This window comes from Exiguobacterium sp. s143, assembly GCF_018618895.1.
GTDB lineage: Bacteria > Bacillota > Bacilli > Exiguobacteriales > Exiguobacteriaceae > Exiguobacterium_A > Exiguobacterium_A abrahamii.
Genome location: NZ_JACSMX010000001.1, coordinates 700,881 through 725,930, shown reverse-complemented (window position 1 = coordinate 725,930; position 25,050 = coordinate 700,881). Strand labels below are relative to the sequence as shown.

Below are 25,050 nucleotides of genomic sequence, written 5' to 3'. Positions count from 1 at the left end.
GATGCGGAGGACAATAGGATGTGGCTTTACTTAGGGATTGCTGCTTTACTCGTTGGAATCGACCAGTTGACGAAATGGATTGTCGTTCAAAACATGACGATCGGTCAAGCGATCACGGTCATTCCGGATTTCTTTTATCTCAACTCGTATCGAAATCGAGGCGCTGCGTGGGGAATGCTCGAAGGTAAATTCGGCTTTTTCTTCATCGTTACAGTCGTCGTCGTCATTGGATTGATTTACTTCCTCTACAAGGAAGGCACGAAAAATAAGGTATTTGCTTGGAGCATCGCGTTATTGCTCAGTGGTGCGATCGGAAATTTCATTGATCGAATGGCACGAGGAGAAGTCGTTGATTTCTTCCATTTCTTCCCGTTCGGCTATAATTTTCCGATCTTTAATATCGCAGACGTCTGTTTGACGTTTGGTGTCATCACGATGCTGATCAGCGTCATGTTCGAAGAACGGTTGACTAAGAAAGGAACGATGGATAAATGAATGAAGTAGAAACATGGTCCGTACAAGCGGATGGAGCGACAGGGCGCATTGATAAATGGCTCGCAGAACAAAACGATTGGTCGCGTTCGCAAGTACAGGAATGGTTGAAAGCGGGACGTGTCGAAGTCGATGGTCGTGTCGTCAAACCGAACTATAAATTATCGGGAACGGAATCGATTGTCGTTCATATCCCGGAAGCGGTGGAGCTCGAGATCTTACCGGAAGACATCCCGCTTGAAGTCGTGTATGAGGACTCGGACGTCATCGTCGTCAACAAACCAAAAGGGATGGTCGTCCACCCGGCGGCAGGGCATGTCTCAGGAACGCTCGTCAACGCCTTATTACACCACTGTCAAGATCTCTCAGGCATCAATGGCGTCAAACGTCCAGGAATCGTTCACCGAATCGATAAGGATACGTCAGGTCTGTTGATGGTCGCTAAGAACGACTTAGCGCATGAGTCACTGGCGCATCAATTAAAAGAGAAGACAACGGAACGTCTCTACATCGCGCTCGTGCACGGTGAAATCCCGCACGAACTCGGAACGATCGAAGCGCCGATCGGACGCGATAAGAACGACCGTCAACGGATGACGGTAACGGATAAGAATTCAAAGTCTGCCGTAACCCATTTCCGTGTTCTCGATCGATACGAAGGCTTTACGGTCGTTGAATGTAAACTTGAAACAGGACGGACGCACCAAATCCGAGTCCATATGCGTTATATCGGTTTCCCGCTTGCGGGTGACCCGAAATATGGTCCACGCAAGACGATGAAAATGAACGGTCAAGCCTTGCATGCTGCGGTTCTCGGTTTCGAACACCCACGCACAGGTGAGTGGATGCGCTTTGAAGCACCGCTCCCAGAAGAGATGACATTTGAAATCGGTCAATTGAAAAAACTTGAATTAGAGTCTTGACGTTTTTCTAATAAAACGGTAGAGTATCACCTAGAGAGCGATGCGAGACATCCTCTACTGACACTTCGGTCGTCCGAGTTACGATCCTACCTAACTAGTATCACCTTTAATCGAGTCCGGAGAGGCTGCGAAAGGGAGAACCTACCACGATTGTGTGTAGGCATGCATACATGACGTATGCCATGATTCTGTCTTCGATGACCTTCTGCGGATTTCCGCAGAAGGTCTTTTGTATGAAAGGAGAAAACATGAAACCAGCCGTCATCTTAGATGAAGCCGCGATCGGACGTGCACTGACACGGATCGCCCATGAAATCATCGAACGTAACAAAGGAATTCATGATTTGATGATTGTCGGAATCAAGACGCGAGGCGAGACACTCGCTCGTCGACTTGCGAAGCGCATCGAACAAATCGAAGGAAAACCGGTCTTACTCGGTGTCGTCGACATCTCAATGTACCGGGATGACTTGTCGAAACGAAGTTTAGAACCAGAAATCAAAGGTTCTGATTTACCGGAAGACATCACCGGGAAAATCGTCGTCCTCGTTGACGACGTCCTCTACACAGGACGCACCGTTCGCGCCGCGATGGATGCGCTCGTCGATCACGGAAGACCGAGTATGATTCAACTTGCTGTCCTCGTCGACCGCGGACATCGGGAGTTACCGATTCGACCAGATTTCATCGGTAAGAACGTTCCGACATCCCGTGAGGAACAAGTCGTCGTCGCGCTCGCCGAAGTCGATGAAGCCGATCAAGTATTCATTAAACGCTAAAATTCAAAACCTTTAAGGTGGTCCAGAGAGACCAGAAAGGGAGTCATCCATATGGCAAAACATGCCGCAGTACTTGATGTACAAGAAGTACCTACTCACCCTCTAAACTGGCTGATGCTCAGCTTACAACACGTCTTCGCGATGTTTGGTGCGACCGTGCTCGTCCCGCTCTTAACGGGACTCAACACATCGGTCGCGCTCGTCGCAAGCGGAGTCGGCACACTGATTTTCCTCGCCGTCACCCGCTTCAAAGTACCCACATATCTTGGTTCGAGTTTTGCCTACATCGCCCCGATCATCGCCGTCAGTGAGCGGTGGGGTGTCGAGGATGCCTTAATCGGCGGAATGGTCGCTGGACTCGTCTACGGACTTGTCTCACTCCTCATCCGCTACACGGGAGCTGCTTGGTTGCTTCGCTTACTCCCACCGGTCGTCATCGGACCGGTCATCATGGTCATCGGTCTATCGCTCGCCCCGACCGCTGTCAACATGGCGATGAATGGAGCGGACGGTAAGTACAACGGACTGTACTTCCTCGTTGCGATGGTCACGCTTGGCGTCACACTCCTTGCGATGACGTACTTAAAAGGAATGTGGAGCACGATTCCGATTTTGTTCGGGATCACAGTTGGTTATCTCGTTGCGGCATCGGTCGGAATCATTGACTTCACACCACTCCAACAAGCCACGTTCTTCCACGTGCCGGACTTCACGATTCCGTTCTTGAATTACACACCATCGTGGAATACAGCCGCCTTGCTTCTGATCGTTCCTGTGACGCTCGTCACACTGACGGAGCATATCGGCGAACAAAAAGTGACATCACGGATCATCGGGCGCGAGACGCTCCTCGATCCAGGGATGCACCGGACCGTACTAGGTGACGGGATCGCGAAGACAGTCGCGTCGATGCTTGGCGGACCGCCGGTTACGACGTATGGTGAGAACAACGGTGTCATGTCGATCACACGTGTCTACAGTGTCTATGTCCTCGGTGGTGCGGCGGTTCTTGCGATCAGCTTCGGATTCCTCGGATATGTCGAAGGGTTCATCAAGACGATTCCGACACCGGTCATGGGTGGGATCAGTATCCTCCTATTCGGAGTCATCGCGTCGAACGGTCTCCGGACGCTGACGGAAAGTAAGATCGATCTTGCCGATAAACGGAACTTGACGATTACAGCCGTCATTCTCGTCACAGGTATCGGAGGCGCGGCGCTTAAAATCGGCAACTTCTCTCTCGAAGGAATGGCACTAGCGACGATTCTTGGAATCATCCTGAATCTAGTCCTTCCAAAAACGACAGAGCAGGTCGAAGAAACAACGGAAACCTCTACAACTCAATCGGTAGCTAACAACTTTTAAGACGTTCCGAGAGAACGATAAAGTGAAGGCCATGAAAAGATGCAGGGAATCACTCTGCCTTCTTTCGGCGCACCTTCACTTAGAAGGTGCGCCTTTTTCATGACCTGAAGAGGAGTGAATGATATGAAGACGATCCTAAAAACCCGGCATTTCGTCAACCTAGAAAGTTTATCCACGACAGAAATTAATTCTTTGATTGAACGCAGTCTCGCTTTTAAACGAGGCGAGCCAGCGCCAGATTATTCCGATAAGACGCTTGTCAATCTGTTCTTTGAAAACTCGACTCGGACACGCTCTTCCTTTGAGATGGCAGAGCATCGTCTGAACATGCATCTACTGCCGTTCGAAACGGCGACTTCCTCCGTGCAAAAAGGAGAAACGTTACGCGATACATGCAAGACACTCGAAGCAATCGGCGCAGATGCTTTGGTCATTCGCCACGGAGCAACCGGATATTACGAAGAACTGATGCAGACACTCGATATTCCGATCATCAATGCGGGAGACGGGAGCGGTCAACATCCGTCCCAGTCCTTACTCGATTTGATGACGATGGTCGAAACGTACGGAACGGTCGAAGGAAAAGTCGTCGTCATCTGTGGGGACTTACAACATAGTCGCGTCGCCCGATCGAACGCGGACATCTTAAAGCGACTCGGTGCCATCGTTTATGGATCAGGACCTATTGAGTGGTACGACCCTGCGATGGGCATACCGTATCTTCCGATGGATGAAGCCGTCGAGCAGTGCGACATCTTGATGTTACTGCGTGTCCAGCACGAACGGCATGACGGGACGACACGATTTGACCCAGCAGTCTACCACACAACGCACGGATTGACATATGAGCGGATGAACCGTCTGAAGCATTCCGCGATCGTGCTTCATCCGGCACCGGTCAATCGGGGAGTCGAGATTGCCGACGAACTGGTCGAACATCCGCGATCGCGGATCTTTGAACAGATGAAAAACGGTGTCTTTGCACGCATGGCGATTCTGGAATGGTGCTTTTCAACGAAATCAATCAAAGGAGACGATGCAGATGACAACACGAATTGAGAATGCGAGATGGTACGAGGCGGGACAAGTCCGGACGGGGGATATTCGAATCGATGCCGGGAAAATCACGGATTTAGCAGCAACACCACAAGCGAACGAAACGGTCATTGATGCGTCTGGATTATTCGTCGCACCAGGATTCGTCGATATCCATGTCCACCTCCGTGAACCGGGCGGCGAACATAAGGAGACGATTGCGACCGGCACGGCAGCGGCGGCAGCGGGTGGATTCACGACGATTTGTCCGATGCCGAACACGCGCCCCGTACCAGACGATCGTCAAACACTCGATGCGTTGTTCCAAAAGATTGAAGAGACGGCGTCCGTCCGGGTTTTGCCTTACGCGGCGATTTCAAAAAATCAACTCGGACAAGAACTCGTCGCGTTCGACCAACTAACAGATGCTGTTGCGTTCACGGATGACGGTGTCGGTGTCCAGACGGCAGCAGTCATGCGGACAGCGATGCAACAAGCGGCACGCCTCGGGAAAACGATCGTTGCCCACTGTGAAGATGATTCGCTAAAAGCAGGATGTGTGCACGAGGGGAACTACAGTCGACGAGAAGGACTACAAGGTATTCCGTCGCTTGCTGAGAGCATCCACATCGCACGTGATGTCCTGATTGCAGAAGAGACCGGCTGTCATTATCACGTCTGTCATGTCTCGACGAAGGAATCGGTCCGTGTCATCCGTGACGCAAAACGAGCAGGGATCCGGGTGACGGCAGAAGTCACACCGCACCATCTGGTATTGATCGATGAAGACATACCGAATCAGGACCCGAACTTTAAAATGAATCCTCCCTTGCGAAGTGAAGCAGATCGCCAAGCACTGCTCGAGGGGCTAGCGGACGGAACGATTGATTGCATCGCGACCGATCACGCTCCTCATGCGGCAGAAGAGAAGGCACTCGGTATCGAACGCGCCCCGTTTGGCATCACAGGGTTCGAGACGGCCTTCCCATTGCTCTATACGAAACTCGTCTCTGAAGGAGAGATGCGACTTGAGACACTGATTCGGAATTTGACGGATAAGGCAGCAGCCATCTTTGAACTTCCTTACGGGAAACTCGAAGTGGGGGCGGAAGCAGATCTGGTTTTGCTTGATCTAGAAACGGAGCGTACTGTATCACCGGAACGATTCCGCTCAAAAGGCAAGAACACACCGTTCGCAGGAGAACGGTTAAAAGGATTCCCGGTCATGACGCTCGTCAAGGGAGAAATCGTATTCAAGGAGGACACAGCACATGCGTAAACGGACACTGATACTAGAAGATGGGATGACGTTTGAAGGAACGGCGTTTGGCTCAGATACGACAACAACAGGAGAGGTCGTCTTCCAGACCGGAATGACAGGGTATCAAGAAATGTTATCGGATCCATCTTACTGCGATCAGATGATCGTGTTGACGAACCCGTTGATTGGAAACTACGGGATTAACCGAGAAGATTATGAGACGACGCGTCCGCTCGCTAAAGCACTGATCGTCCGTGAACATTGTCAGACGCCGTCGAATTTCCGGAGTGAGATGTCACTCGATGCGGCACTTCAAGATCTTGATATTCCAGGATTAAGTGGAATCGATACGCGTCAATTGACACGGCACATCCGTTCGAAAGGTGTCATGCGTGGACGACTCGTTGACGGTGAGTTCGATTTAGCAGCAGAACTGGTTCATCTTCAAAACGCACCTATCGAGACGGATCAAGTCAAGCGGGCCTCGACGGAACGAGCGTACATCATTCCAAGTGCTGGACCGCGGATCGTTCTCGTCGATTTCGGTGCGAAGCTCGGAATCGTCCGCGAACTCGTCAAACGCGGCTGTGAAGTCGTCGTCGTGCCCTACGACGTCAGTGCAACGGAAGTCTTACGCTATCGTCCGGACGGTGTAATGCTATCGAACGGACCAGGGAATCCAAAGGACGTCCCAACGGCGATTCCGATGATTCAAGAATTGACGGGAAAAGTCGTCATCTTCGGCATCTGTCTCGGTCATCAGTTGATTGCACTAGCGCACGGAGCGGATACGTTCAAGCTCCCATTCGGTCACCGAGGGGCGAATCATCCAGTCCAAGATATCCGGACAGGTCGCGTCGATATCACGTCGCAAAACCACGGGTATGCCGTCGACGAACAGTCATTACGCGATACCGTGCTTGAAGTGACGCATCTTGCGATCAACGACGGAACGGTCGAAGGCATCCGTCATACGACAGCAGCGGTCTTCTCCGTCCAGTATCATCCGGAAGCATCACCTGGTCCGATGGATGCGAACGGTCTATTCCAACAGTTTTTAGAAGAAATCACGAAACAACAGGAGGTCTCTCATGCCTAAACGTCAAGATATCCAGAAAATTCTCGTTATCGGGTCCGGTCCTATCGTGATCGGACAAGCAGCTGAATTCGACTACGCTGGAACACAAGCGTGTCAAGCCTTGAAGGAAGAAGGATATGAAGTCATCCTCGTCAACTCCAACCCAGCAACGATCATGACGGATCCAACGGTCGCTGATCGTGTCTACATCGAGCCCCTCCAAGCAGAGTTCGTCTCACGGATCATCCGCAAGGAACGTCCGGATGCCTTGCTTGCGACACTCGGAGGTCAAACGGGTCTGAACTTGGCTGTCGAACTGGATCGTCTCGGTGTCCTTGCTGAGTATGGTGTCGAGTTACTCGGTACGAAATTGTCAGCAATCGAAGAGGCAGAAGATCGTGATTTGTTCCGTCAACTGATGTTTAAACGCGGGCATGGTGTGCCGGACAGTGAAATCGTGCATACGCTTGAAGAGGCACAACAATTCCGGCAACAGATCGGTTTACCGATCATCATCCGTCCAGCGTATACGCTTGGAGGAACGGGCGGTGGAATCGCCAACACACCAGAAGAGTTCACGCGAATCGTCGAAGGGGGACTCAAGGCAAGTCCGGCAACACAAGTACTTCTAGAAAAATCAATTGCCGGGATGAAGGAAGTCGAGTTCGAAGTCATGCGCGATGCGACGAATCAGGCGATCATCGTCTGTGCGATGGAAAACTTCGATCCCGTCGGTGTTCATACTGGAGACTCGATCGTCTTCGCTCCGACACAAACGCTATCGGATCGCGATTATCAATTGCTACGAAACGTCTCGCTCGATATCATTCGTGCACTCGGGATTGAGGGTGGATGTAACATCCAGTTCGCACTGGATCCGACGAGCTTCGACTACTATGTCATCGAAGTCAATCCACGTGTCTCACGCTCGTCCGCACTCGCGTCAAAAGCGACGGGTTATCCAATCGCAAAACTGGCTGCGAAAATTGCCGTCGGGTATGCCTTATCCGAATTAAAGAACCCGATCACCGAGACAAGTTTTGCTTCCTTCGAACCGGCACTCGATTATGTCGTCGCCAAGATTCCGCGCTGGCCGTTCGATAAATTCGAAACGGCAGACCGGACACTCGGCACACAAATGAAAGCAACTGGTGAGGTCATGGCAATGGGACGGACGATGGAAGAGGCCTTACTAAAAGCCGTTCGTTCACTCGAGATCGGTACAGCGGATCTGTATATGCCACGCTTCATCGAACTGGCAGATGATGCCTTACAACAAGCGATTTGCCAAGCGACCGACGATCGACTCTTCGCCTTGTACGCGGGCTTCGTCCGCGGTTACAGCGTCGAACAGATTCATGACTGGACGGCGATTGATCGCCTGTTCCTTGAAAAGTTGCACCATATTTGGCAACTCGAGCAATCAGTCGCAACTGGTTTGACACCTGAACTACTCCTGCATGTGAAGCGGTATGGATTCAGTGACCCGATGCTCGCCCGAATCACAGGACAAACGGAAACGGAAATTCGCCGGATGCGTGAAGCACAAGCGATTCATCCGGTTTATAAGATGGTCGATACGTGTGCGGCAGAGTTCGCGTCCGATACGCCATACTACTACGGAACATACGAACGTGAAAATGAAGCCATCGCGACGAACCGTTCTTCGATTCTCGTCTTAGGATCAGGTCCGATCCGGATTGGTCAAGGAGTCGAGTTCGATTATGCGACAGTCCATTCGATTCAAGCGATTCGACAAGCCGGATACGAAGCAATCATCGTCAACAACAATCCGGAAACCGTGTCGACCGACTTCTCGATTTCCGATCGGCTTTACTTTGAACCATTGACGACGGAGGATGTACTGGAAGTCATCCAAAATGAACGTCCGCTCGGTGTCATCGTCCAGTTCGGTGGACAGACGGCGATCAACTTAGCCGAGTCATTAGCAGCAGAAGGTGTAAAAATCCTCGGGACATCGCTTGAGGATCTCGACCGGGCTGAGGACCGGAAACAGTTCGAAGCAGCGTTGACGGCGCTCGACATTCCACAGCCACCGGGTAAAACGGCCGTGACGGTTGAAGAAGCGGTCACGGCAGCAGCGTCACTCGGTTACCCGGTCCTCGTTCGTCCATCGTATGTCCTCGGCGGTCGGGCGATGGAAATCGTTTATGCTCAAGAAGAACTAGAACATTACATGAAACACGCTGTCATCGCCTCACCGGAACGACCAGTCCTCGTAGACCGCTACCTGACAGGAATCGAACTCGAAGTCGACGCGATCTGCGACGGAACGGATGTCGTCATTCCAGGAATCATGGAGCATATCGAACGTGCCGGTGTTCACTCGGGTGACTCGATTGGTGTCTATCCGCCACAACGGGTCTCCCAAGACATCAAGGACCGGATCGTCGACTACACGACACGGATTGCAAAAGCATTCGGCATCAAAGGCTTACTCAACATCCAGTTCGTCTACGCGGACGGCGCCCTCTATGTCCTTGAAGTTAATCCGCGTGCCAGCCGGACGGTGCCATTCATCTCGAAAGTGACGGGACTTCCGGTCGCACGGCTCGCAACGGACATCATTCTCGGTGAGACACTCGCTTCTTATGGATTAACAAGTGGTGTCCTACCGGAAGAACCACTCGTCTCAGTCAAAGTACCGGTCTTCTCATTTGCGAAGCTTAAAGAAGTTGATCCGACACTCGGACCGGAGATGAAATCAACCGGTGAAGTCATCGGAACGGACCGGACGCTCGAAAAAGCGCTCTATAAAGGGTTGCTCGCATCAGGGATGGCGATTCCAGAGCACGGTCGTGTCCTCTTGACAGTCGCAGATCCAGATAAAGCAGAAATGACGGATCTCGCACGACGCTTTGCCTCACTTGGATTCACGTTACTTGCAACGGAAGGAACGGCAGCGTACTTGACGGAGCAAGGATTACCGGTCCAGACGGTCGGCAAAATCGACTCGTCTTCCGAATCGATGCTCGACGTGATTGAAAAAGGGGAGATCGAATACGTCATCAATACGATGAGTCGGGACTCGCAAGTCACGAAAGATGGCTTCATCATTCGCCGGGCAGCAGCCGAGAATCAAGTCGTCTGTCTGACATCACTCGATACGGCGGAAGCAATTCTACGTGTCATCGAAAGTCGCTCGTTTGAAGCCAGTGCAATCCAAGCCTTCACACATGAAAAGAAAGTGGTGATCCAATGAAGCAACTCTTGACGGTCGTCTCTCGACGAACGGTAGCTCAAGGTGCGACAGAACTCGTCTGTCGCCTCGAGCAACCTCAGGTCATCGCGCCAGGGCGATTCATGCATCTTCGCGTCGGGCCACTCTTACGCCGACCGATCTCGATTGCCCGGGTCGACCATGATTTGATCACGTTTCTCTTTAAAGAAATCGGACAAGGAACAGCAGAACTGGCCTCTTTGCGTCCAGATGATACGATCGATGCCCTCGGACCGCTTGGAAACGGGTTTCCGATTGCTGCTATCCATCCAACTCAACGCGTCGTCCTCGTTGGTGGGGGAATCGGTGTCCCGCCGCTGTATGAGACGATGCGCCAACTTGTCGCCCGGGGCGTGACATGTGAAGCGATTCTAGGATTTGATACGGCAACAAGTGTTTTTTACGAAGCGGAATTCCAAGCACTCGGTAAGACGACGGTCACGACCGTCGATGGAACGCATGGCACGACAGGATTCGTCACGGCAGCCTTACGTCCAGAAAGCTACGACGTTCTACTCGCCTGCGGACCGGAACCGATGTTGCGAACGTTACAGCAACAACCGATCGAACATAAGTATCTGTCGATCGAAAACCGAATGGGGTGCGGTATCGGAGCATGCTTTGCCTGTGTCTGTCAAACACCGACGGGCGGATACGTCAAGACGTGTTCCGATGGTCCAGTCTTTCGGGCAGAGGAGGTCGTATTATGACGGAACGATTGCGTGTCGAGTTGCCGGGTCTCTCTTTAAAAAATCCGATCATGCCAGCATCCGGATGTTTTGGATTCGGTGAGGAATATGCGAAGTTGTATGATTTATCAGAGCTTGGGGCGATCATGATTAAAGCAGCGACGGGGGAAGAACGTTACGGAAACCCGACGCCGCGTGTCGCAGAGAGTGGGATGGGGATGTTGAATGCAATCGGTCTCCAAAACCCGGGTGTCGATGGCATCCTAGCGAATAAATTGCCTTTTCTCGAGACGTTCGATACGGCGATCATCGCCAATGTCGCGGGTTCGACACCGGAAGAATATGAGCTCGTCGCAGAAAAAATGAGTCAGCATCCTGGCGTTCATGCACTGGAATTAAATATTTCCTGTCCGAACGTCAAATCGGGTGGAATCCAGTTCGGAACGGATCCGTTGCTTGCCGCTGAGTTGACCCGACGCGTCAAACGAGTCTCGACTAAACCGGTCTACGTCAAACTATCACCGAACGTCACCTCGATCGTTGAGATGGCGCGTGCCGTCGAAGCAGCGGGCGCAGACGGACTGACGATGATCAATACACTCGTTGGGATGCGAATCGATGTCCGGACGGGGCAACCAATCCTTGCGAACCGTATCGGTGGATTATCCGGTCCGTCGATCAAACCGGTTGCGATTCGAATGATTCATGATGTCGCGCAAGTCGTCTCGATCCCGATCATCGGCATGGGTGGCGTGATGGAGGTCGATGATGTCCTCGAAATGATTTACGCCGGAGCTTCTGCTGTTGCCGTTGGTACCGCAAACTTCGTCAATCCATACATCTGTCAAGAATTGATTCAGCAGTTACCAGAACGGATGAACGAACTTGGCATCGATCATATTTTAGACATCAGGGGGAAAGCATATGAATCAACTTTACATCGCGCTTGATTTTCCGACCGAAGCAGAAGTCTTTTCATTTCTCGAACGGTTCGAAGCGACAAGACCAGCCGTGAAAGTCGGGATGGAATTGTTTTATGCAGCAGGCGGAACGTTCGTCCGTAAACTCGTTGAGCGTGGACACGCGGTGTTCCTCGATGTCAAAGTCCACGACATTCCTGAAACGGCGCGCCGGACGATGCGGATTATCGGACAATTAGGCGTCGAACTGACGAATGTCCATGTTGCTGGTGGGAAAGATATGATGATCGCTGCGCGAGAAGGACTGCGTGAGACGAACGCTGAGACACAACTGATTGGCGTGACTCAGTTGACATCGACGGATGAAGCGATGTTACGCGATTTAAAGATTGAAGGAGCGATGCCGGCAGTCGTTCGTGAATATGCGCAACTCGCAGAAGCAGCAGGACTAGATGGTATCGTCTGTTCAGCACTCGATCTTCCGGAACTAGTTTCAGCCTGTCGGACAGATTTTCGGTTTGTCACACCCGGCATTCGTCCGACGAACAGTCAAGCGGATGATCAAAAGCGGGTCGCGACTGTTCTTGATGCTCGTCAAAATGGAGCGTCGGATTTAGTCATCGGTCGTCCGATTACACGTGCTAAACATCCAGAACAGGTCTATCAGATGTTACTTGAACAATGGAAGGGGCAATTCTCATGGTAAATCCAATCGCTAGTGCATTACTCCGTATTGAAGCCGTCACCTTATCGCCAAACGATCCATACACATGGGCAAGTGGACTTCGTTCACCGATCTATTGTGATAATCGTTTGACGCTCTCGTACCCAGAAGTTCGTTCCTTGATTGCCGATGCACTCGCTGAGAAAGTGAAGGGACTTGCAGTCGATGTGATTGCTGGAACTGCGACGGCAGGCATTCCGCATGCAGCATTCGTCGCAGAACGGTTAGAATTACCGATGGTCTACGTACGTAGTGGGAATAAGAAACACGGTAAAGGGAATCAAATCGAAGGTGTCATTCAACCTGGACAACGTGTCGTCGTCATCGAAGACTTATTATCGACGGGGATGTCAGCGATCGAAGCGGCGGAAGCTCTGCAAGCGAAGGGAGCAAATGTCATTCGCATTCAAGCAATCTTCTCGTACGGGATGGAGCGCTTGTCAAACAATCTCCGCGACGCAAAGATCGAAGCGGATGCATTACTGACGTTCGAAGCGTTACTTGAAACCGCACAACAACAAGGCGATATTACTATAGAAGAGCAAAAACAGTTAGCGGATTGGTCGATAGATCCAGTCGCTTGGAGCGAACGTTTTACAGCGAACGTCTAAAATCGATAGATTCCGTCGGACGACCTACGATTTCTAGTGAATGTTTTGGTACACTAGAAAAATAAAGGAGGTCGTCGACTATGGTGACGCATTATCGTGATTATGAACAGTTCAAAAAGGTCGTCCTCCCGTTTTTGCTTGAACGTCCGGATACTCATCAGTTGATTCTTGGCATATTAGAACGTGGGGATGAACCGCTCTTGATGGCAACGGCACAAGAAGGCGATCATCGTCTCGTCATATTGCAAACGATACCGGAGCAAGCCATCGTCGCAGGGGATGTGTTCTCGCAAAAAGGGATCCGAAAGCTTGCGCGAATTCTGGATAGTCCAGGATTCGTCGGAGAACAGGCCATCTTAGCGCCGCTGTTACTCCCACATTCCATGTATGAGGTACATATGGAACAAGGGATGTATGCACTGACGAAGGTCGAGATGCCGCTTGTTCCAGAAAACGTCGTCTTCCGACCGATTTCGGACGATGAAAGACAACAAGCCTTAGCGTTTGCGTCCGGATTTTTACATGAAGTTGAAACGCGACCTTCTGAGCGACAGCTTACGCAACTCCATCAGTCGATGACGCGACACATCCAGCAAGGAAGCTTGTTCGGACTGTTTCGTGGAGATATGCTTGTCGCGATGGCGGCAGCGACGCGTCCGACGCAAACTGGGATTACGATTTCTTACGTCTATACGCCGAAAGAACTGCGTGGAAACGGGTATGCCTCTTATCTCGTCGCCAAACTATCTGAACATCTACTAAAGTCTTATCCGGTCGTGACGCTCTATACCGATTGGTCGAACCAGACAGCGAATAAGATCTATCAGCATGTCGGTTTCGAGTTAGTCGGGCGATCCTTACATATCAAGAAACAAGAGCGCTATCGATGAATATCGAGCCACTTATTTCTTGGACATGTCTAGACATTGATATGCACAACAACAGCCGATCATCCTGTTATCTAAGGACGATCGGCTGTTTCATGTCAAACTGAGAAATCAATTGAATGTAGCGATGATTTTACCACGGACGTGGCGTTCAGATAGACGTTGCAATCCTTTGACGATGTCAGCTGCTGGAATCTCTTCTGTAACGAGTGGATCGAGTTCTTTCGCTGCGACGAGTTTTAATAACTCGCTTGCCATATGACCGAGGTTTCGGATCGCACGGTCATCTTCGCTGGCATAAGCAGCCGCGAGTGCCACTTCATGGATCGAAGGGGAGAGCGTGAACGGCTTGACGACCGACTGATCGGGACCACCGGCGATGAAGGCGAGTTGCCCCGAGAAGGCAAGACGTCCGAGATCCGCTGTTGCTTCATCTCGACCGACCGTATTGAAAATCAAGTCAGCACCGCGACCGTTCGTCCAATCGCGAATGACATCCGTGACATTTTCTTTTTTGTAGTCGATGGCAAGATCGGCACCGAGTCGCTTGACCCACTCATGGTTTTCTGTCGAAGCAGTCGTCGCGACCTTAAGACCAAAGCGTTTTGCGAGTTGAATGCCGATGCCACCAACACCACCTGCACCAGCATGGATAAGGATCGTTTCTTTCCCTGTCGTGTTCATCTTCTGAACGATGGCTTCATAGGCAGTCATTCCTGCGCAAAGAATCGCAGCGGCTTCAGCGAATGAGATGTCTTCCGGAATCAGGGCGAGGGCACGTGTATCGACGAGTGCATATTCAGCAAAAGCGCCATCGCGTTGCAGGTTCGTATGAATCGCTACACGATCGCCGATTTTCACTTCTGCGCCGGGGCCGATTTGTTCGACGACACCAGCTAGATCGACGCCTGGAATATGCGGAAACGTCCAAGCTGGATTGTTAGTCGCCTTATAGTCGACGGGATTCAGCGCGACGGTCTTGACGCGAATCAAGGCTTGACCTTCTCCTGGCGTCGGTGTTTCGACCTCTTCGAATGTCCATTGATCAATGGCTGTACCTGAGTGGTTTAACCATGCTTTCATGTTTAATACGCTCCTTCCGAATACGTGAGTTCATACGAGTGAGAGTAGATTTCGACGAGGTTACCGAATGGATCCTCACAGTAGACCATTCGATACGGCTTGTCTCCCGGATAGTATTCGCGGATTGGCATCCGTTGTTTGCCACCATGGGCAACGATTTTTTCGACGAGTCCTTCGACGTCTGGATCTTGAATCGCATAATGGAAGATGCCTGTTTTCCAGAATTCGAAGTTGTTTTCGGGTTGTTCATTGTTCGGGAACTCGAACAACTCGATTCCGATGCGGTCACCTGTCGCCATGTGAGCAATCCGGAACTTGTTCCACCCTGCACCAAAGACATCCGTACACATGACACCGATGGCAGAATCATCTTCGAGGACATCAGATGGTTCCATGATGATATACCAGCCCATCACCTCTTGATAAAAACGGACGGCTTCGTCGAGATTCGGCACGGAAAGACCGATGTGCGAAAAATTACGTGGATACGTCATGCTTAACACTCCTTTTGCAAAATGATTTACGCATACTCTAACTTACGCTACACTCGATTGCATAGTACGCACTTTGAAGTAACTACTCTGGAGGAGAGAACAACATGTCGACAGAACAATTTCCGGTCAATCGGGCGCTCGCCATCATCGGCGGAAAATGGCGTCCACAATTATATTGCACGTTAGAGAACGGTCCGAAACGTTTTTTAGAGTTACAACGTGCCATTCCCGGGATTTCTCGGAAAGTCTTGACGGATCAGTTAAAAGAACTTGAACGACTCGGAATGATCGAGCGGATTGAGTATGATGAAGCCGTCTTACACGTCGAATACAAATTGACAGAGGCGGCATTTACACTGCAACCGGCCATGAAAGGTTTATGCGCGTGGGGGGAAGGGAATCAATTATCCGAATCCTAAACGAGAGGCAGTGACACTCATGAAATTGACTTATCACGGACAATCGACAGTAACAATCGAGACGAACGGGCATCATCTCGTCATCGATCCATTCTTTAGCGGTAACGAAAAAGCGACGACGAATCCAGATGACGTCAAGGCAGATTTTATTTTGTTAACCCATGCCCATGCCGATCATATGCTTGATGCGGAACGTATCGCAAAAGCCACGGGAGCTACAATCATTGCTACTCATGAACTGGCGACGTATCTGAGTTTCAAAGGGCTCAACGTTCATCCGATGAATCTCGGCGGACAGTTTGAATTCCCATTTGGTAAAGTGAAGATGACACAGGCATTCCATTCATCAAGTATCATCGATGAGGAAAAACAGACGATTACGTATATGGGGATGCCGGCTGGATTCCTGCTGACGATCGAAGGCAAAGAAATCTATCATGCAGGTGATACGGCACTGTTCGGGGATTTAGCCCTTTATGGCGCCCATCACGAAATCGATTTAGCCTTCTTACCGATTGGTGATAACTTCACGATGGGTCCGGATGATGCGTTGATCGCTGCAGATATGTTGCAAGCGAAAGCCGTCGTACCAATCCACTACGATACATTTGATTTAATCAAACAAGATGCGAACGCATTCTGTGAAAAGATTGAAGCGCAAGGTCAAACTGGTCATCCGCTCGCAATCGGCGAGTCACTCGAATTATAATCCGTTCTTAAGCAAAGGAGAGGAAACGTCAATGTTCCTCTCCTTTTTGTCGATTATTCTTCTGGAATGTCAGTGGTTCATCCGATGACGCTTCCTTCTTCCGCCCGATGGCGAAACGGTGAACTTCTTCTATGATAATAAGGGGGCTGTTGACAGCCGATTCAGATATTCGGAATAATGGTAGACATGAGATGGAGGGGCTGACATGGAAGAGCATAACAGTAGGAGTGTGCGGAAACGAAAACAATCGTCGTTCACACGCTTAAAAAATAAACAAAAACAAAAGATGGATGCACGGTTGAACCGGATTGGAGAAAAAGGACCAGTGAAGCGACCGCTCTATTTATACGGTGGTGTCATTCTCGGACTTGTCGTCATCTATTCGATCACATTGCTCGTCTCAACGGAATTGTTATCGCGCGGCGAAACATTCAAAACGACGAATCGCTATAAATCTCTCGCCATCGAGGCGCCGCACGCAACGGTACAATTCGTTCGAAGCACAGATGGAAATGTCCAAATCAAGCTCGTCGATAGTGCATCGAGTGGAAAACGACTGAAAATCAGTACGTCGACGAATACGGTGACGGTGACGGGACGAGATGGTTGGCTGTCTCGACTTGGCAATCGTCCGAGCGAAAAAACGGCAGACTATACGATTCAAGTGGGACTACCAAGTTATATGAACCGTGTCGATGTCGATGCTGGAACACTTAAAGGAATGGGCATCTACGCAAAAACGATCGAGATGGACGGAGAAGCGATGAGTCTCGATAAAGTAAAAGGTGATGAGATTACACTGAATGCTACACGTGCGATTTCCGTCAAGGAAATGGACGCCGTCCATGCGCAGGTGACAGGCGAGAGTGTCTCGCTGGCAGACTATATGGCGAAGTTGAGTCTTGACGTCACAACGATTGACGGCGCGACGAAGCTAAAACCAAATAAAGCAGCCGGTACGATCACGATTGATACGGGAGGCGATATTAAAGCCTCTGACCGATATACGAAACAAAAGAATAAGGATGAGACGATTTATGAACTGTCGAAACAAGAAAAACCGGAAGTGACAGTCAATAGTGAAGTCGGGCAGGTGACGCTCGAGTGAAATTAAAGTTTCGGATTGGACTTCGAACGATCAAGACCGGTATCGCGGTAGCTCTTGCACTCAGCATCTCTTGGTATGTATTCGGTATTTATTCAGGAATGGGGGCTGTCGCAGCCATCGTTGCGATGCAACCGACGATCCATCGTTCATTTAAAATCGTTTTCAATCGAATTTTCGGAACGGTACTCGGACTGATGTGTGGACTCGCGATCGTTGCGACACTTGGTGCCAATCCACTGACGATCGGACTCGCCGTCGTCGTCTCGCTCGTCCTCAATTCGATGATTGGACGAACGGATATGTCGACGTTCGCTGCTTTTGCGATCGTCTTGATGTTCGAGAGCCCGACCGCTGACTACGTCCACTATGCCTTATCACGGTCGTTGTTGACTGTCGTTGGGGTATTATCTGCCGTCCTCGTCAATTACATCGTCTTCCCACCACATTATGAAGACCGCTTACTGTTACTCGTCAAAAAAACGACGCAACAGTTGATGGAAGATTGGCGAAGCCTTGTGCAAGATGATGGACGCTTGCTTGCCGTCCGTAAACAAATCCTCAAACATGAGGAAATGATGTTGATGCTTCAAGAGGATCAAAAATATCCATTAGTGGCGAGCGGTCAAAGTGAAGCGTTCATTCGACTGAAGGAGCTTGTCGATCTTGAAGACAAGTTGCTCGTCTTGCTTGAAAGCATTGCCAGTCATCGGGATATCCCGATGACAGAAGAACAGGAAAAGACGCTCGGTCAGGAAATTGATTTCTTACTCAGCCATCATTACGATGTCATCTTCTCTCACGAACGAAAACAGGCGATGTTCTCATTCGATCAAGAATTAAGCGAGGCGAAGGACATCATCCATGGGCATTTACTCGATTACCGGGAACAGTTAGAAAAAATGAAGTGAAGATGAAAAAGCGCTGTTTCTCCTAAGTGACATTTAGGAGAAACAGCGCTTTTTCGTGTAGCGTCATTGACGTAAGGATTGGACGACATCTGGATCAGGTGTGACGTATAGTGTCGTTTGATCCGTGTAGATGACGAATCCGGGCTTTGCACCACTCGGTTTTTTGACATAACGTAGTTCCGTGAAGTCGACCGGGACTTGGCTCGATTCACGTGCTTTCGAGAAATAAGCCGCGACGATCGCTGCTTCCTTCAACGTCGTCTCGTCTGGTGCATCACTTTGAATGATGACGTGTGATCCCGGGATATCCTTCGTGTGTAACCACGTATCGGACCTGCGTCCGAACTTGAACGTCGCGTAATCATTTTGTTTATTGTTCTTTCCGACGAAGAATGGAAGACCAGTCGAAGAACGGTATTCTTCGAGTTGTGGGAGCTGCGGTTTCTTTTTCTTCTTTTGTCGTTCGCGCAGATAACCTTCTTCGACGAGTTCCTCGCGCATTTCCCGGATGTCTTCCGGGGATGCGACATCGAGTTGCGCAAGTAAGCCTTCGAAGTACGCAATCTCAGCTTGGTTCTTCTCGAGCTGACGCGCGACTTCGACTTTGGCGGTTTTTAATTTGTTATACCGTTTGTAATAACGTTGCGCGTTCTCATTCGGCGAGAAACGAGGATCAAGCGTGATCGTGATCTCAGCACCATCTGGATCATAGTAATCGACGACGGTCGCTTCCTTCATCCCGCGTTCGAGCTGATAAAGATAGGTCGTCAGCAGTTCCCCTTTATGTTTCCATTCATCCATCCGTAACGTCGCTTCTAAATCTTTTTCGAGTTTTGAGCGCTTTAAGATATTCTTATCGTACTCGCTCTTGATGAACCGTTCGAGATCGGCTGCTTGTTGTTTGACGCGATCGCGGTTTGCTTTTTGATGGAAGAAGGCGTCGAGGACTTGACCACTCGTCTCGAACGTCTTCTCGTCGATGATGGATCCTTCCGTTAGCCGGACCGGTGCGAAGCGTTCCTTACCACCTTCCATCCGTTGTAAGACATAAGGACCATCGAGTTCCTTCAGGACATCTTGAAAGGCAGATGCAAGATTCGTCCGGTTGGCAAGACCTGCCCGTGTGACGACTTCCTTTGCAATTTGTGGAGACAGACCACTGAAGAGACCAAGTAACTGTCGATCTAGTTTACCGGCGTTCCAGTCAATCCGGTGGAGTGTCTTTTCGATATCTCCCGTGAGCGGATCCGCTTTATCCTGTGCCGGCGGAAGCTGGTATGTCACCCCTGGCATGATCGTCCGGAAGGTATTTTGACTGAGTGGCAAGTGTTTGATCGCATCGAGGATCTTATCTTGTCCATCGGTCAAAATGATGTTCGAGTGACGTCCCATCAACTCGACATAGATTTTTTTCGCTTCCTCATCACCGAGTTCGTTCCGAGACCGGACGCGTAAGACGATGATTCGGTCACGTTCGAGTTGTTCAATTGATTCGATGAACCCACCTTCGACATGTTTGCGGAGCATCATACAGAAGAGTGGGGGTTCACTCGGGTTGCTGACCGCTTCCGACGTAATGTGCATCCGTGCATACATGGCATTCGCAGAGGCGAGCAACAATACGTTTTTTCGCTCAGCCCGGACCTGGAATACTAAATCCAATGTATAAGGCTGGTATACCTTATTGATCCGTCCTCCGACGAGTGGTTGGAGTTCTTCGACGACACGTGTCGTCATCAATCCGTCAAAAGCCATACGATTACCTTCTTTCTTGATTTCGTTCTCACTTTCTAAAGGTAACAGAAATGGCATCGTTATGGTATGATAAAGCAGTCGAGCTAAAAAAAGATGACTTGCGAACTTCCCGTCTCTACTGCTAATATGAAACAATGTGAAGTTTGTGAGATGGAGGGGTTTTGAAGTGATTTTCAAAGAGCGTGGCTTATTACTCGTATTATCTGGTCCAAGTGGTGTCGGAAAGGGAACGGTCTGTCGTGCCTTGCGCGAAGATCAGGATAATGATCTGCATTACTCGGTATCCTGTACGACGCGCCAACCGCGCGAAGGAGAAGTAGATGGTGTTCATTACTTCTTTAAATCGCGTGAAGAATTCGAAGAGATGATTGCGAACAATCAACTCTTGGAATATGCTGAATTCGTAGGAAACTATTATGGAACACCAGTTGAATGGGTGAACCAGATCCTAGATGAAGGAAAAGACGTCATTCTCGAAATCGAAGTTCAAGGGGCCATGCAGGTCAAAGAACATTTTCCTGAAGCTGTCTTCTTATTCCTTGCACCTCCAAGCCTCCAAGAATTGCGGAACCGCCTCGTAGGGCGTGGAACGGAATCGGAGGAAGTCATTAAGCAACGTCTGCTCGTCGCTAAAGAAGAGATCGAGATGATGGATGCGTATGACTATGTCGTGACGAACGACGAAATTCATAAAGCCTGTGATCGTATTCAAGCAATCGTCACAGCGGAACATTGCAGTCGGGAACGTGTCGCGTCCCTATATAAAAAAGCCATGGAGGTTAAGTGATATGTTATATCCATCAGTTGATAAGCTTCAAAAGAAAGTACCATCGAAATATACGATCGTTACAGTTGCCGCTAAGCGTGCGCGTCAAATCCAAGACGGGAAACGCGTGAAAGTCATGAACCCAAAATCGCATAAACCGGTCGGGAAAGCTTTAGAAGAGCTTTATTTCGAAGAAGTAACCGTCACGAACCAACCGCAAGACTAATTTTGAAGCAGCCACTTGTCATCGTGGCTGTTTTTTTCAATAAGGAGGATACCTACATGTTAACCAACCGAAACATCCTACTGTGTGTCGGCGGTGGAATCGCTTCCTATAAATCAGCAGCACTCGCTTCCAAACTCGTTCAAGCAGGCGCACACGTTCAAGTCGCGATGACGCGTAATGCGCAACAATTCGTCGGTAAGACGACGTTTGAGGCACTGACGCGAAAAGCGGTCTATGACAATGTCTTCATCGAGCATGATCCGTCAAAAATCGCCCATATCGATTTAGCGGACGAAGCGGATTTAATCGTCGTCGCACCAGCAACCGCGAACTTGATTGCAAAACTCGCGCACGGGATCGCAGATGACTTCATTACGACGACGATCCTTGCAGCAACGTGTCCCGTCATCGTCGCACCGGCGATGAATGTCAACATGCTCGAACATCCGGCGACAGTTCGCAATATCGAACAACTCAAGCAGGACGGTGTCCAGGTGATTGCACCGGGAGTCGGAAATCTCGCATGTGGTTGGGTCGGGAAAGGTCGTTTACCCGAACCGGAAGACTTAGTCGCAACACTCTCAACCTTCTTTGAAGATAAGTATCTAGCCGGGCGAAAAGTCTTGATCAGTGCAGGCCCGACCGTTGAACGGATTGATCCGGTCCGTTATTTGACGAATGACTCTTCAGGAAAGACAGGCATTGCACTTGCGGAAGCAGCAAGAGACGCAGGAGCAGATGTCACGCTCGTACACGGGCCACTTCGGATCGGACTACCGGCTGGCGTCGAAACGATTGCCGTCGAGTCGGGAGAAGAGATGCTCGAAGCCATGTTACGTGACTATGAGACGCAAGACATCGTCATCATGTCCGCTGCCGTAGCTGACTATCGACCGTCTGTCCAGTACGATCAGAAGCAGAAGAAAATTCACGGACCATTGCGGATTGAACTCGAGGAGACGACGGATATTCTGAAGACGCTCGGTGAGCAGAAAGAACATCAGGTATTAGTTGGATTTGCAGCGGAGACGACGGACGTCGAGACGTTCGCGAAACAGAAACTCGTCCGAAAGAAGGCGGATTTCATCGTCGCGAATGATGTCTCTCGTTCTGACATCGGATTTGTCAGCGACGAAAATGAGGTCGTCGTTTTTGGGAAGAATGATTCCGTCACGCGATACGATCAACAATTGAAATCGACGCTCGCCAAATCGCTCATGCGCCAATTTGCGGAGGCATTGGCATGATAGCTGAAGTCATCGTCGATGTCGCAGCGGCCACCGTCGATCGTCCGTTTGATTATGCCGTGCCGGCACTCTGGCAGGAGCTGATTGTTCCCGGAATGCGCGTAGAGGTTCCGTTCGGTCCACGTGCGTTGCTTGGGATCGTCGTCGGAACGAAAGCAACCTCTGATTTGACGAACGTCAAATCGATCGTTCGTGTCTTAGATGAGACGCCGACCTATACGCAAGAATTACTCGAGCTGTCGGCTTATCTATCAGAAACGACATTGTGTTTTCAGGCGACGGCACTGCTTGCGATGCTGCCGGCTGCGTTGAAGGTGAGTTATGATAAACTGGTCATAGTCGAGTCGGGCCCACTTCGGGCATATCATGGTAAGAAAATGAGTCAATTACCAACGGAAGTCCAACAAATCATCTTAACAGCGGCGAAACAAGCTGACGTGACGCTTCAACCGGTCATTCGCGAGAAAAAGACGTCAAAGACGGATAAACGTATTCGTCTCCTAGAGGAACAGGCAACTTTTACGAAACAAGCGAGTCAACAAGCGGCACTGTATGCGTATATCCAAGAATTTCCGAATGCGCTTTGGAGTGAAATCAAGCAGGCGACGGGCGCAACGAGCGCGACGTTGAACGCCCTCGAGAAAAAAAGCATCATTGAAGTCGAGACGATTGATGTACGGCGAAATCCTTACGAACATCTCGTCCAAGACATCTTTGTGCCGTCCTCTTTGACGGAAAAGCAACAGGAAGCTGTCTCGGCGATTACGGCTGAAGCTGAGACCGGAACGTTTTTGTTACATGGCGTAACAGGAAGCGGTAAGACGGAAGTCTATCTTGAATCGATTCATGCACAACTCGAACGCGGTAGACAAGCGATCTTGCTCGTTCCAGAAATCAGTCTGACACCGATGATGGTCAAACGGTTCAAACGTCGTTTCGGAGAACGGGTCGCTGTCCTGCATAGCGGTCTATCGCTCGGAGAAAAGTATGATGAGTGGCGCAAAATCGCTCAAGGCGAGGTCGATGTCGTCGTCGGTGCACGGTCCGCCGTGTTTGCGCCGCTGACGAATATCGGAATCATCATTCTCGATGAAGAACATGAAACAACCTATAAACAAGAAGAGAATCCGCGCTATCATACGCGTGATGTTGCAAAATGGCGAGCGGCCTATCATCGTTGTCCCGTCGTGCTCGGAAGTGCAACTCCATTACTTGAGACGTATGCGCGGGCACAAAAAGGGGTCTATCGTTACTTACCGCTTCGCGAACGATTCGGTGGGGAACTGCCTCCGGTCGACATCGTTGATATGCGTAAGGAACTTGAACGGGGCAATCGTACTCCGTTCAGCCTCGCGCTCGTCGAAGGCATCAAAGAACGAATCGAGCGTGGGGAACAGACGGTATTACTTTTGAACCGTCGTGGGTACACGACATTCGTCTTATGTCGGGATTGCGGGGAGACGCTTCAATGTCCGCATTGTGCCGTCAATTTAACGTATCATCAACATGAAGATCGCTTGAAGTGCCACTATTGTGGATTCGAGGCGGCGATGCCGAAAACTTGTCCGTCCTGTGAATCGACGAAGATTCGTCAGTTCGGAACGGGGACGCAAAAGATCGAGGAAGAGTTGGCGCATTTGATTCCGGAAGCACGGATTATTCGGATGGATCAAGATACGACGTCTCGTAAAGGCGCACACGAGAAGTTACTCGATGCCTTCGAGCGTAAGGAAGGGAACATTCTTCTCGGAACACAGATGATTGCAAAAGGTCTCGACTTTCCAAATGTCACGCTCGTAGGGGTGCTCGCTGCTGATGCGACGCTCGGTATTCCGGATTTTCGGGCAAGTGAGCGAACGTTCCAGTTGATCACGCAAGTGTCGGGTCGTGCCGGGCGGGGGCAACTCGCCGGACAGTCGATCATCCAGACCTATAATCCTGAGCACTACGTCATTCAGACGGCGAAACAGCATGATTACGAAACGTTCTATAAGCGGGAGATGCAGTTGCGCAAACTCGGGGGACACCCTCCATTCTGGTTCCTTGGCTTGATCACGGTCTCAGCGACACATCCACTCGAAGCACAAGCAGAAGCGCAACAGATTGCTTCTGAGCTGCGGGCTTTCGAATCGGAGGATTTAGTCGTCAATGGACCGTTCGATGCGCCACTTGCTCGACTGAAGAATATGTACCGACAACAGGTCTTAATTAAACATAAAGGGCAGGAAGATGTCCGGACACATCTCCGTGATATCTTAGCCCCTCGTCAAAAATCAAAAACACAAGTCGCGATCGACTTGAATCCATTTGTATTCATGTGAGGTGTCTGT

General features: G+C 50.3%; 24 protein-coding genes. 21 read left to right on the top strand and 3 right to left on the bottom strand.

From position 1 onward, the window contains the following. Positions 1-18: 18 nt before the first annotated feature. From lspA to KNQ03_RS03990, 13 genes are all read left to right on the top strand, one after another. Positions 19-495, top strand: a complete 477-nt coding sequence (gene lspA / locus KNQ03_RS04050) for a signal peptidase II (RefSeq protein WP_214723653.1) — start codon at positions 19-21, stop codon at positions 493-495. Then, positions 492-1,415 (top strand): RluA family pseudouridine synthase, encoded by a 924-nt coding sequence (locus tag KNQ03_RS04045; protein ID WP_023468791.1) that lies wholly within the window; start codon positions 492-494, stop codon positions 1,413-1,415. The genes lspA and KNQ03_RS04045 overlap by 4 nt, the downstream gene beginning before the upstream one ends. 248 nt (positions 1,416-1,663) lie before the next feature. Beyond that, complete coding sequence (gene pyrR, locus KNQ03_RS04040) at positions 1,664-2,194, top strand: bifunctional pyr operon transcriptional regulator/uracil phosphoribosyltransferase PyrR (protein WP_035396895.1); 531 nt, start codon at positions 1,664-1,666, stop codon at positions 2,192-2,194. A gap of 51 nt (positions 2,195-2,245) precedes the next feature. Then, on the top strand, positions 2,246-3,559 hold the full coding sequence (locus tag KNQ03_RS04035) for a uracil-xanthine permease family protein (RefSeq protein ID WP_050677526.1): 1,314 nt from the start codon (positions 2,246-2,248) through the stop codon (positions 3,557-3,559). Between the two features lie 123 nt (positions 3,560-3,682). Beyond that, positions 3,683-4,618, top strand: coding sequence for an aspartate carbamoyltransferase catalytic subunit (locus KNQ03_RS04030; RefSeq protein WP_214723651.1), 936 nt, complete (start codon positions 3,683-3,685; stop codon positions 4,616-4,618). After that, positions 4,602-5,873: a dihydroorotase gene (locus tag KNQ03_RS04025; RefSeq protein WP_214723649.1), complete on the top strand. Its 1,272-nt coding sequence runs from the start codon at positions 4,602-4,604 to the stop codon at positions 5,871-5,873. The genes KNQ03_RS04030 and KNQ03_RS04025 overlap by 17 nt, the downstream gene beginning before the upstream one ends. Continuing rightward, positions 5,866-6,954, top strand: coding sequence for a carbamoyl phosphate synthase small subunit (locus KNQ03_RS04020; RefSeq protein ID WP_214723647.1), 1,089 nt, complete (start codon positions 5,866-5,868; stop codon positions 6,952-6,954). Before KNQ03_RS04025 ends, KNQ03_RS04020 begins: the two co-directional genes overlap by 8 nt. After that, positions 6,947-10,156: a carbamoyl-phosphate synthase large subunit gene (carB, locus tag KNQ03_RS04015; RefSeq protein ID WP_214723645.1), complete on the top strand. Its 3,210-nt coding sequence runs from the start codon at positions 6,947-6,949 to the stop codon at positions 10,154-10,156. The genes KNQ03_RS04020 and carB overlap by 8 nt, the downstream gene beginning before the upstream one ends. After that, entirely contained in the window at positions 10,153-10,884 is a 732-nt protein-coding gene (locus KNQ03_RS04010; RefSeq protein ID WP_214723643.1) for a dihydroorotate dehydrogenase electron transfer subunit, read from the top strand. The genes carB and KNQ03_RS04010 overlap by 4 nt, the downstream gene beginning before the upstream one ends. Continuing rightward, positions 10,881-11,813 (top strand): dihydroorotate dehydrogenase, encoded by a 933-nt coding sequence (locus tag KNQ03_RS04005; RefSeq protein WP_149427619.1) that lies wholly within the window; start codon positions 10,881-10,883, stop codon positions 11,811-11,813. The genes KNQ03_RS04010 and KNQ03_RS04005 overlap by 4 nt, the downstream gene beginning before the upstream one ends. Then, a complete protein-coding gene (pyrF, locus tag KNQ03_RS04000) occupies positions 11,788-12,489 on the top strand; it encodes an orotidine-5'-phosphate decarboxylase (protein WP_214723641.1) in 702 nt (233 codons plus the stop codon). Before KNQ03_RS04005 ends, pyrF begins: the two co-directional genes overlap by 26 nt. Beyond that, complete coding sequence (gene pyrE / locus KNQ03_RS03995; protein ID WP_214723639.1) at positions 12,483-13,118, top strand: orotate phosphoribosyltransferase; 636 nt, start codon at positions 12,483-12,485, stop codon at positions 13,116-13,118. Before pyrF ends, pyrE begins: the two co-directional genes overlap by 7 nt. A gap of 80 nt (positions 13,119-13,198) precedes the next feature. After that, complete coding sequence (locus tag KNQ03_RS03990; RefSeq protein WP_214723637.1) at positions 13,199-14,008, top strand: GNAT family N-acetyltransferase; 810 nt, start codon at positions 13,199-13,201, stop codon at positions 14,006-14,008. 108 nt (positions 14,009-14,116) lie between these two features. Here the strand turns inward: KNQ03_RS03990 and KNQ03_RS03985 are convergent, their stop codons facing one another. Next, positions 14,117-15,088 carry a zinc-binding dehydrogenase gene (locus KNQ03_RS03985; protein ID WP_149427615.1) on the bottom strand — a complete coding sequence of 324 codons (972 nt, stop codon included), beginning with the start codon at positions 15,086-15,088 and terminating at the stop codon, positions 14,117-14,119. A 2-nt stretch (positions 15,089-15,090) separates the two neighbouring features. Beyond that, positions 15,091-15,582 (bottom strand): lactoylglutathione lyase family protein, encoded by a 492-nt coding sequence (locus tag KNQ03_RS03980; RefSeq protein WP_023468778.1) that lies wholly within the window; start codon positions 15,580-15,582, stop codon positions 15,091-15,093. 104 nt (positions 15,583-15,686) lie between these two features. On the opposite strand from KNQ03_RS03980, the gene KNQ03_RS03975 reads away from it, so the two are divergent. The 4 genes from KNQ03_RS03975 (at position 15,687) to KNQ03_RS03960 (ending at position 18,726) form a co-directional block, all read left to right on the top strand. After that, the gene (locus KNQ03_RS03975; protein ID WP_023468777.1) at positions 15,687-16,001 is read left to right on the top strand and encodes a winged helix-turn-helix transcriptional regulator; all 315 of its coding nucleotides are present in this window, start codon (positions 15,687-15,689) and stop codon (positions 15,999-16,001) included. 19 nt (positions 16,002-16,020) lie between these two features. Then, entirely contained in the window at positions 16,021-16,710 is a 690-nt protein-coding gene (locus KNQ03_RS03970) for a metal-dependent hydrolase (protein ID WP_023468776.1), read from the top strand. A 205-nt stretch (positions 16,711-16,915) separates the two neighbouring features. Beyond that, positions 16,916-17,818 (top strand): DUF4097 family beta strand repeat-containing protein, encoded by a 903-nt coding sequence (locus KNQ03_RS03965; RefSeq protein WP_050677515.1) that lies wholly within the window; start codon positions 16,916-16,918, stop codon positions 17,816-17,818. Continuing rightward, positions 17,815-18,726: an FUSC family protein gene (locus KNQ03_RS03960; RefSeq protein WP_058704466.1), complete on the top strand. Its 912-nt coding sequence runs from the start codon at positions 17,815-17,817 to the stop codon at positions 18,724-18,726. The genes KNQ03_RS03965 and KNQ03_RS03960 overlap by 4 nt, the downstream gene beginning before the upstream one ends. A gap of 63 nt (positions 18,727-18,789) precedes the next feature. Here KNQ03_RS03960 and KNQ03_RS03955 read toward each other — a convergent pair whose 3' ends face one another. Continuing rightward, positions 18,790-20,481: an Rqc2 family fibronectin-binding protein gene (locus KNQ03_RS03955; RefSeq protein ID WP_214723635.1), complete on the bottom strand. Its 1,692-nt coding sequence runs from the start codon at positions 20,479-20,481 to the stop codon at positions 18,790-18,792. A 169-nt stretch (positions 20,482-20,650) separates the two neighbouring features. On the opposite strand from KNQ03_RS03955, the gene gmk reads away from it, so the two are divergent. The 4 genes from gmk to priA are packed head-to-tail and all read left to right on the top strand — an operon-like array spanning position 20,651 to position 25,041. Then, positions 20,651-21,268 carry a guanylate kinase gene (gmk, locus tag KNQ03_RS03950; RefSeq protein WP_174316772.1) on the top strand — a complete coding sequence of 206 codons (618 nt, stop codon included), beginning with the start codon at positions 20,651-20,653 and terminating at the stop codon, positions 21,266-21,268. Position 21,269: 1 nt separating this feature from the next. Further along, positions 21,270-21,473 (top strand): DNA-directed RNA polymerase subunit omega, encoded by a 204-nt coding sequence (gene rpoZ / locus KNQ03_RS03945; RefSeq protein ID WP_149427612.1) that lies wholly within the window; start codon positions 21,270-21,272, stop codon positions 21,471-21,473. Between the two features lie 56 nt (positions 21,474-21,529). Further along, positions 21,530-22,720: a bifunctional phosphopantothenoylcysteine decarboxylase/phosphopantothenate--cysteine ligase CoaBC gene (gene coaBC / locus KNQ03_RS03940; RefSeq protein WP_133207524.1), complete on the top strand. Its 1,191-nt coding sequence runs from the start codon at positions 21,530-21,532 to the stop codon at positions 22,718-22,720. Next, positions 22,717-25,041, top strand: coding sequence for a primosomal protein N' (gene priA, locus KNQ03_RS03935; protein ID WP_214723633.1), 2,325 nt, complete (start codon positions 22,717-22,719; stop codon positions 25,039-25,041). Before coaBC ends, priA begins: the two co-directional genes overlap by 4 nt. The last annotated feature ends 9 nt before the right edge of the window (positions 25,042-25,050 follow it).

Coding starts and splice junctions, on each gene's coding strand:
- lspA (WP_214723653.1), top strand. CDS start 19: ATGTGGCTTTACTTAGGGATTGCTGCTTTACTCGTTGGAATCGACCAG.
- KNQ03_RS04045 (WP_023468791.1), top strand. CDS start 492: ATGAATGAAGTAGAAACATGGTCCGTACAAGCGGATGGAGCGACAGGG.
- pyrR (WP_035396895.1), top strand. CDS start 1,664: ATGAAACCAGCCGTCATCTTAGATGAAGCCGCGATCGGACGTGCACTG.
- KNQ03_RS04035 (WP_050677526.1), top strand. CDS start 2,246: ATGGCAAAACATGCCGCAGTACTTGATGTACAAGAAGTACCTACTCAC.
- KNQ03_RS04030 (WP_214723651.1), top strand. CDS start 3,683: ATGAAGACGATCCTAAAAACCCGGCATTTCGTCAACCTAGAAAGTTTA.
- KNQ03_RS04025 (WP_214723649.1), top strand. CDS start 4,602: ATGACAACACGAATTGAGAATGCGAGATGGTACGAGGCGGGACAAGTC.
- KNQ03_RS04020 (WP_214723647.1), top strand. CDS start 5,866: ATGCGTAAACGGACACTGATACTAGAAGATGGGATGACGTTTGAAGGA.
- carB (WP_214723645.1), top strand. CDS start 6,947: ATGCCTAAACGTCAAGATATCCAGAAAATTCTCGTTATCGGGTCCGGT.
- KNQ03_RS04010 (WP_214723643.1), top strand. CDS start 10,153: ATGAAGCAACTCTTGACGGTCGTCTCTCGACGAACGGTAGCTCAAGGT.
- KNQ03_RS04005 (WP_149427619.1), top strand. CDS start 10,881: ATGACGGAACGATTGCGTGTCGAGTTGCCGGGTCTCTCTTTAAAAAAT.
- pyrF (WP_214723641.1), top strand. CDS start 11,788: ATGAATCAACTTTACATCGCGCTTGATTTTCCGACCGAAGCAGAAGTC.
- pyrE (WP_214723639.1), top strand. CDS start 12,483: ATGGTAAATCCAATCGCTAGTGCATTACTCCGTATTGAAGCCGTCACC.
- KNQ03_RS03990 (WP_214723637.1), top strand. CDS start 13,199: ATGGTGACGCATTATCGTGATTATGAACAGTTCAAAAAGGTCGTCCTC.
- KNQ03_RS03985 (WP_149427615.1), bottom strand. CDS start 15,088: ATGAAAGCATGGTTAAACCACTCAGGTACAGCCATTGATCAATGGACA.
- KNQ03_RS03980 (WP_023468778.1), bottom strand. CDS start 15,582: ATGACGTATCCACGTAATTTTTCGCACATCGGTCTTTCCGTGCCGAAT.
- KNQ03_RS03975 (WP_023468777.1), top strand. CDS start 15,687: ATGTCGACAGAACAATTTCCGGTCAATCGGGCGCTCGCCATCATCGGC.
- KNQ03_RS03970 (WP_023468776.1), top strand. CDS start 16,021: ATGAAATTGACTTATCACGGACAATCGACAGTAACAATCGAGACGAAC.
- KNQ03_RS03965 (WP_050677515.1), top strand. CDS start 16,916: ATGGAAGAGCATAACAGTAGGAGTGTGCGGAAACGAAAACAATCGTCG.
- KNQ03_RS03955 (WP_214723635.1), bottom strand. CDS start 20,481: ATGGCTTTTGACGGATTGATGACGACACGTGTCGTCGAAGAACTCCAA.
- rpoZ (WP_149427612.1), top strand. CDS start 21,270: ATGTTATATCCATCAGTTGATAAGCTTCAAAAGAAAGTACCATCGAAA.
- coaBC (WP_133207524.1), top strand. CDS start 21,530: ATGTTAACCAACCGAAACATCCTACTGTGTGTCGGCGGTGGAATCGCT.
- priA (WP_214723633.1), top strand. CDS start 22,717: ATGATAGCTGAAGTCATCGTCGATGTCGCAGCGGCCACCGTCGATCGT.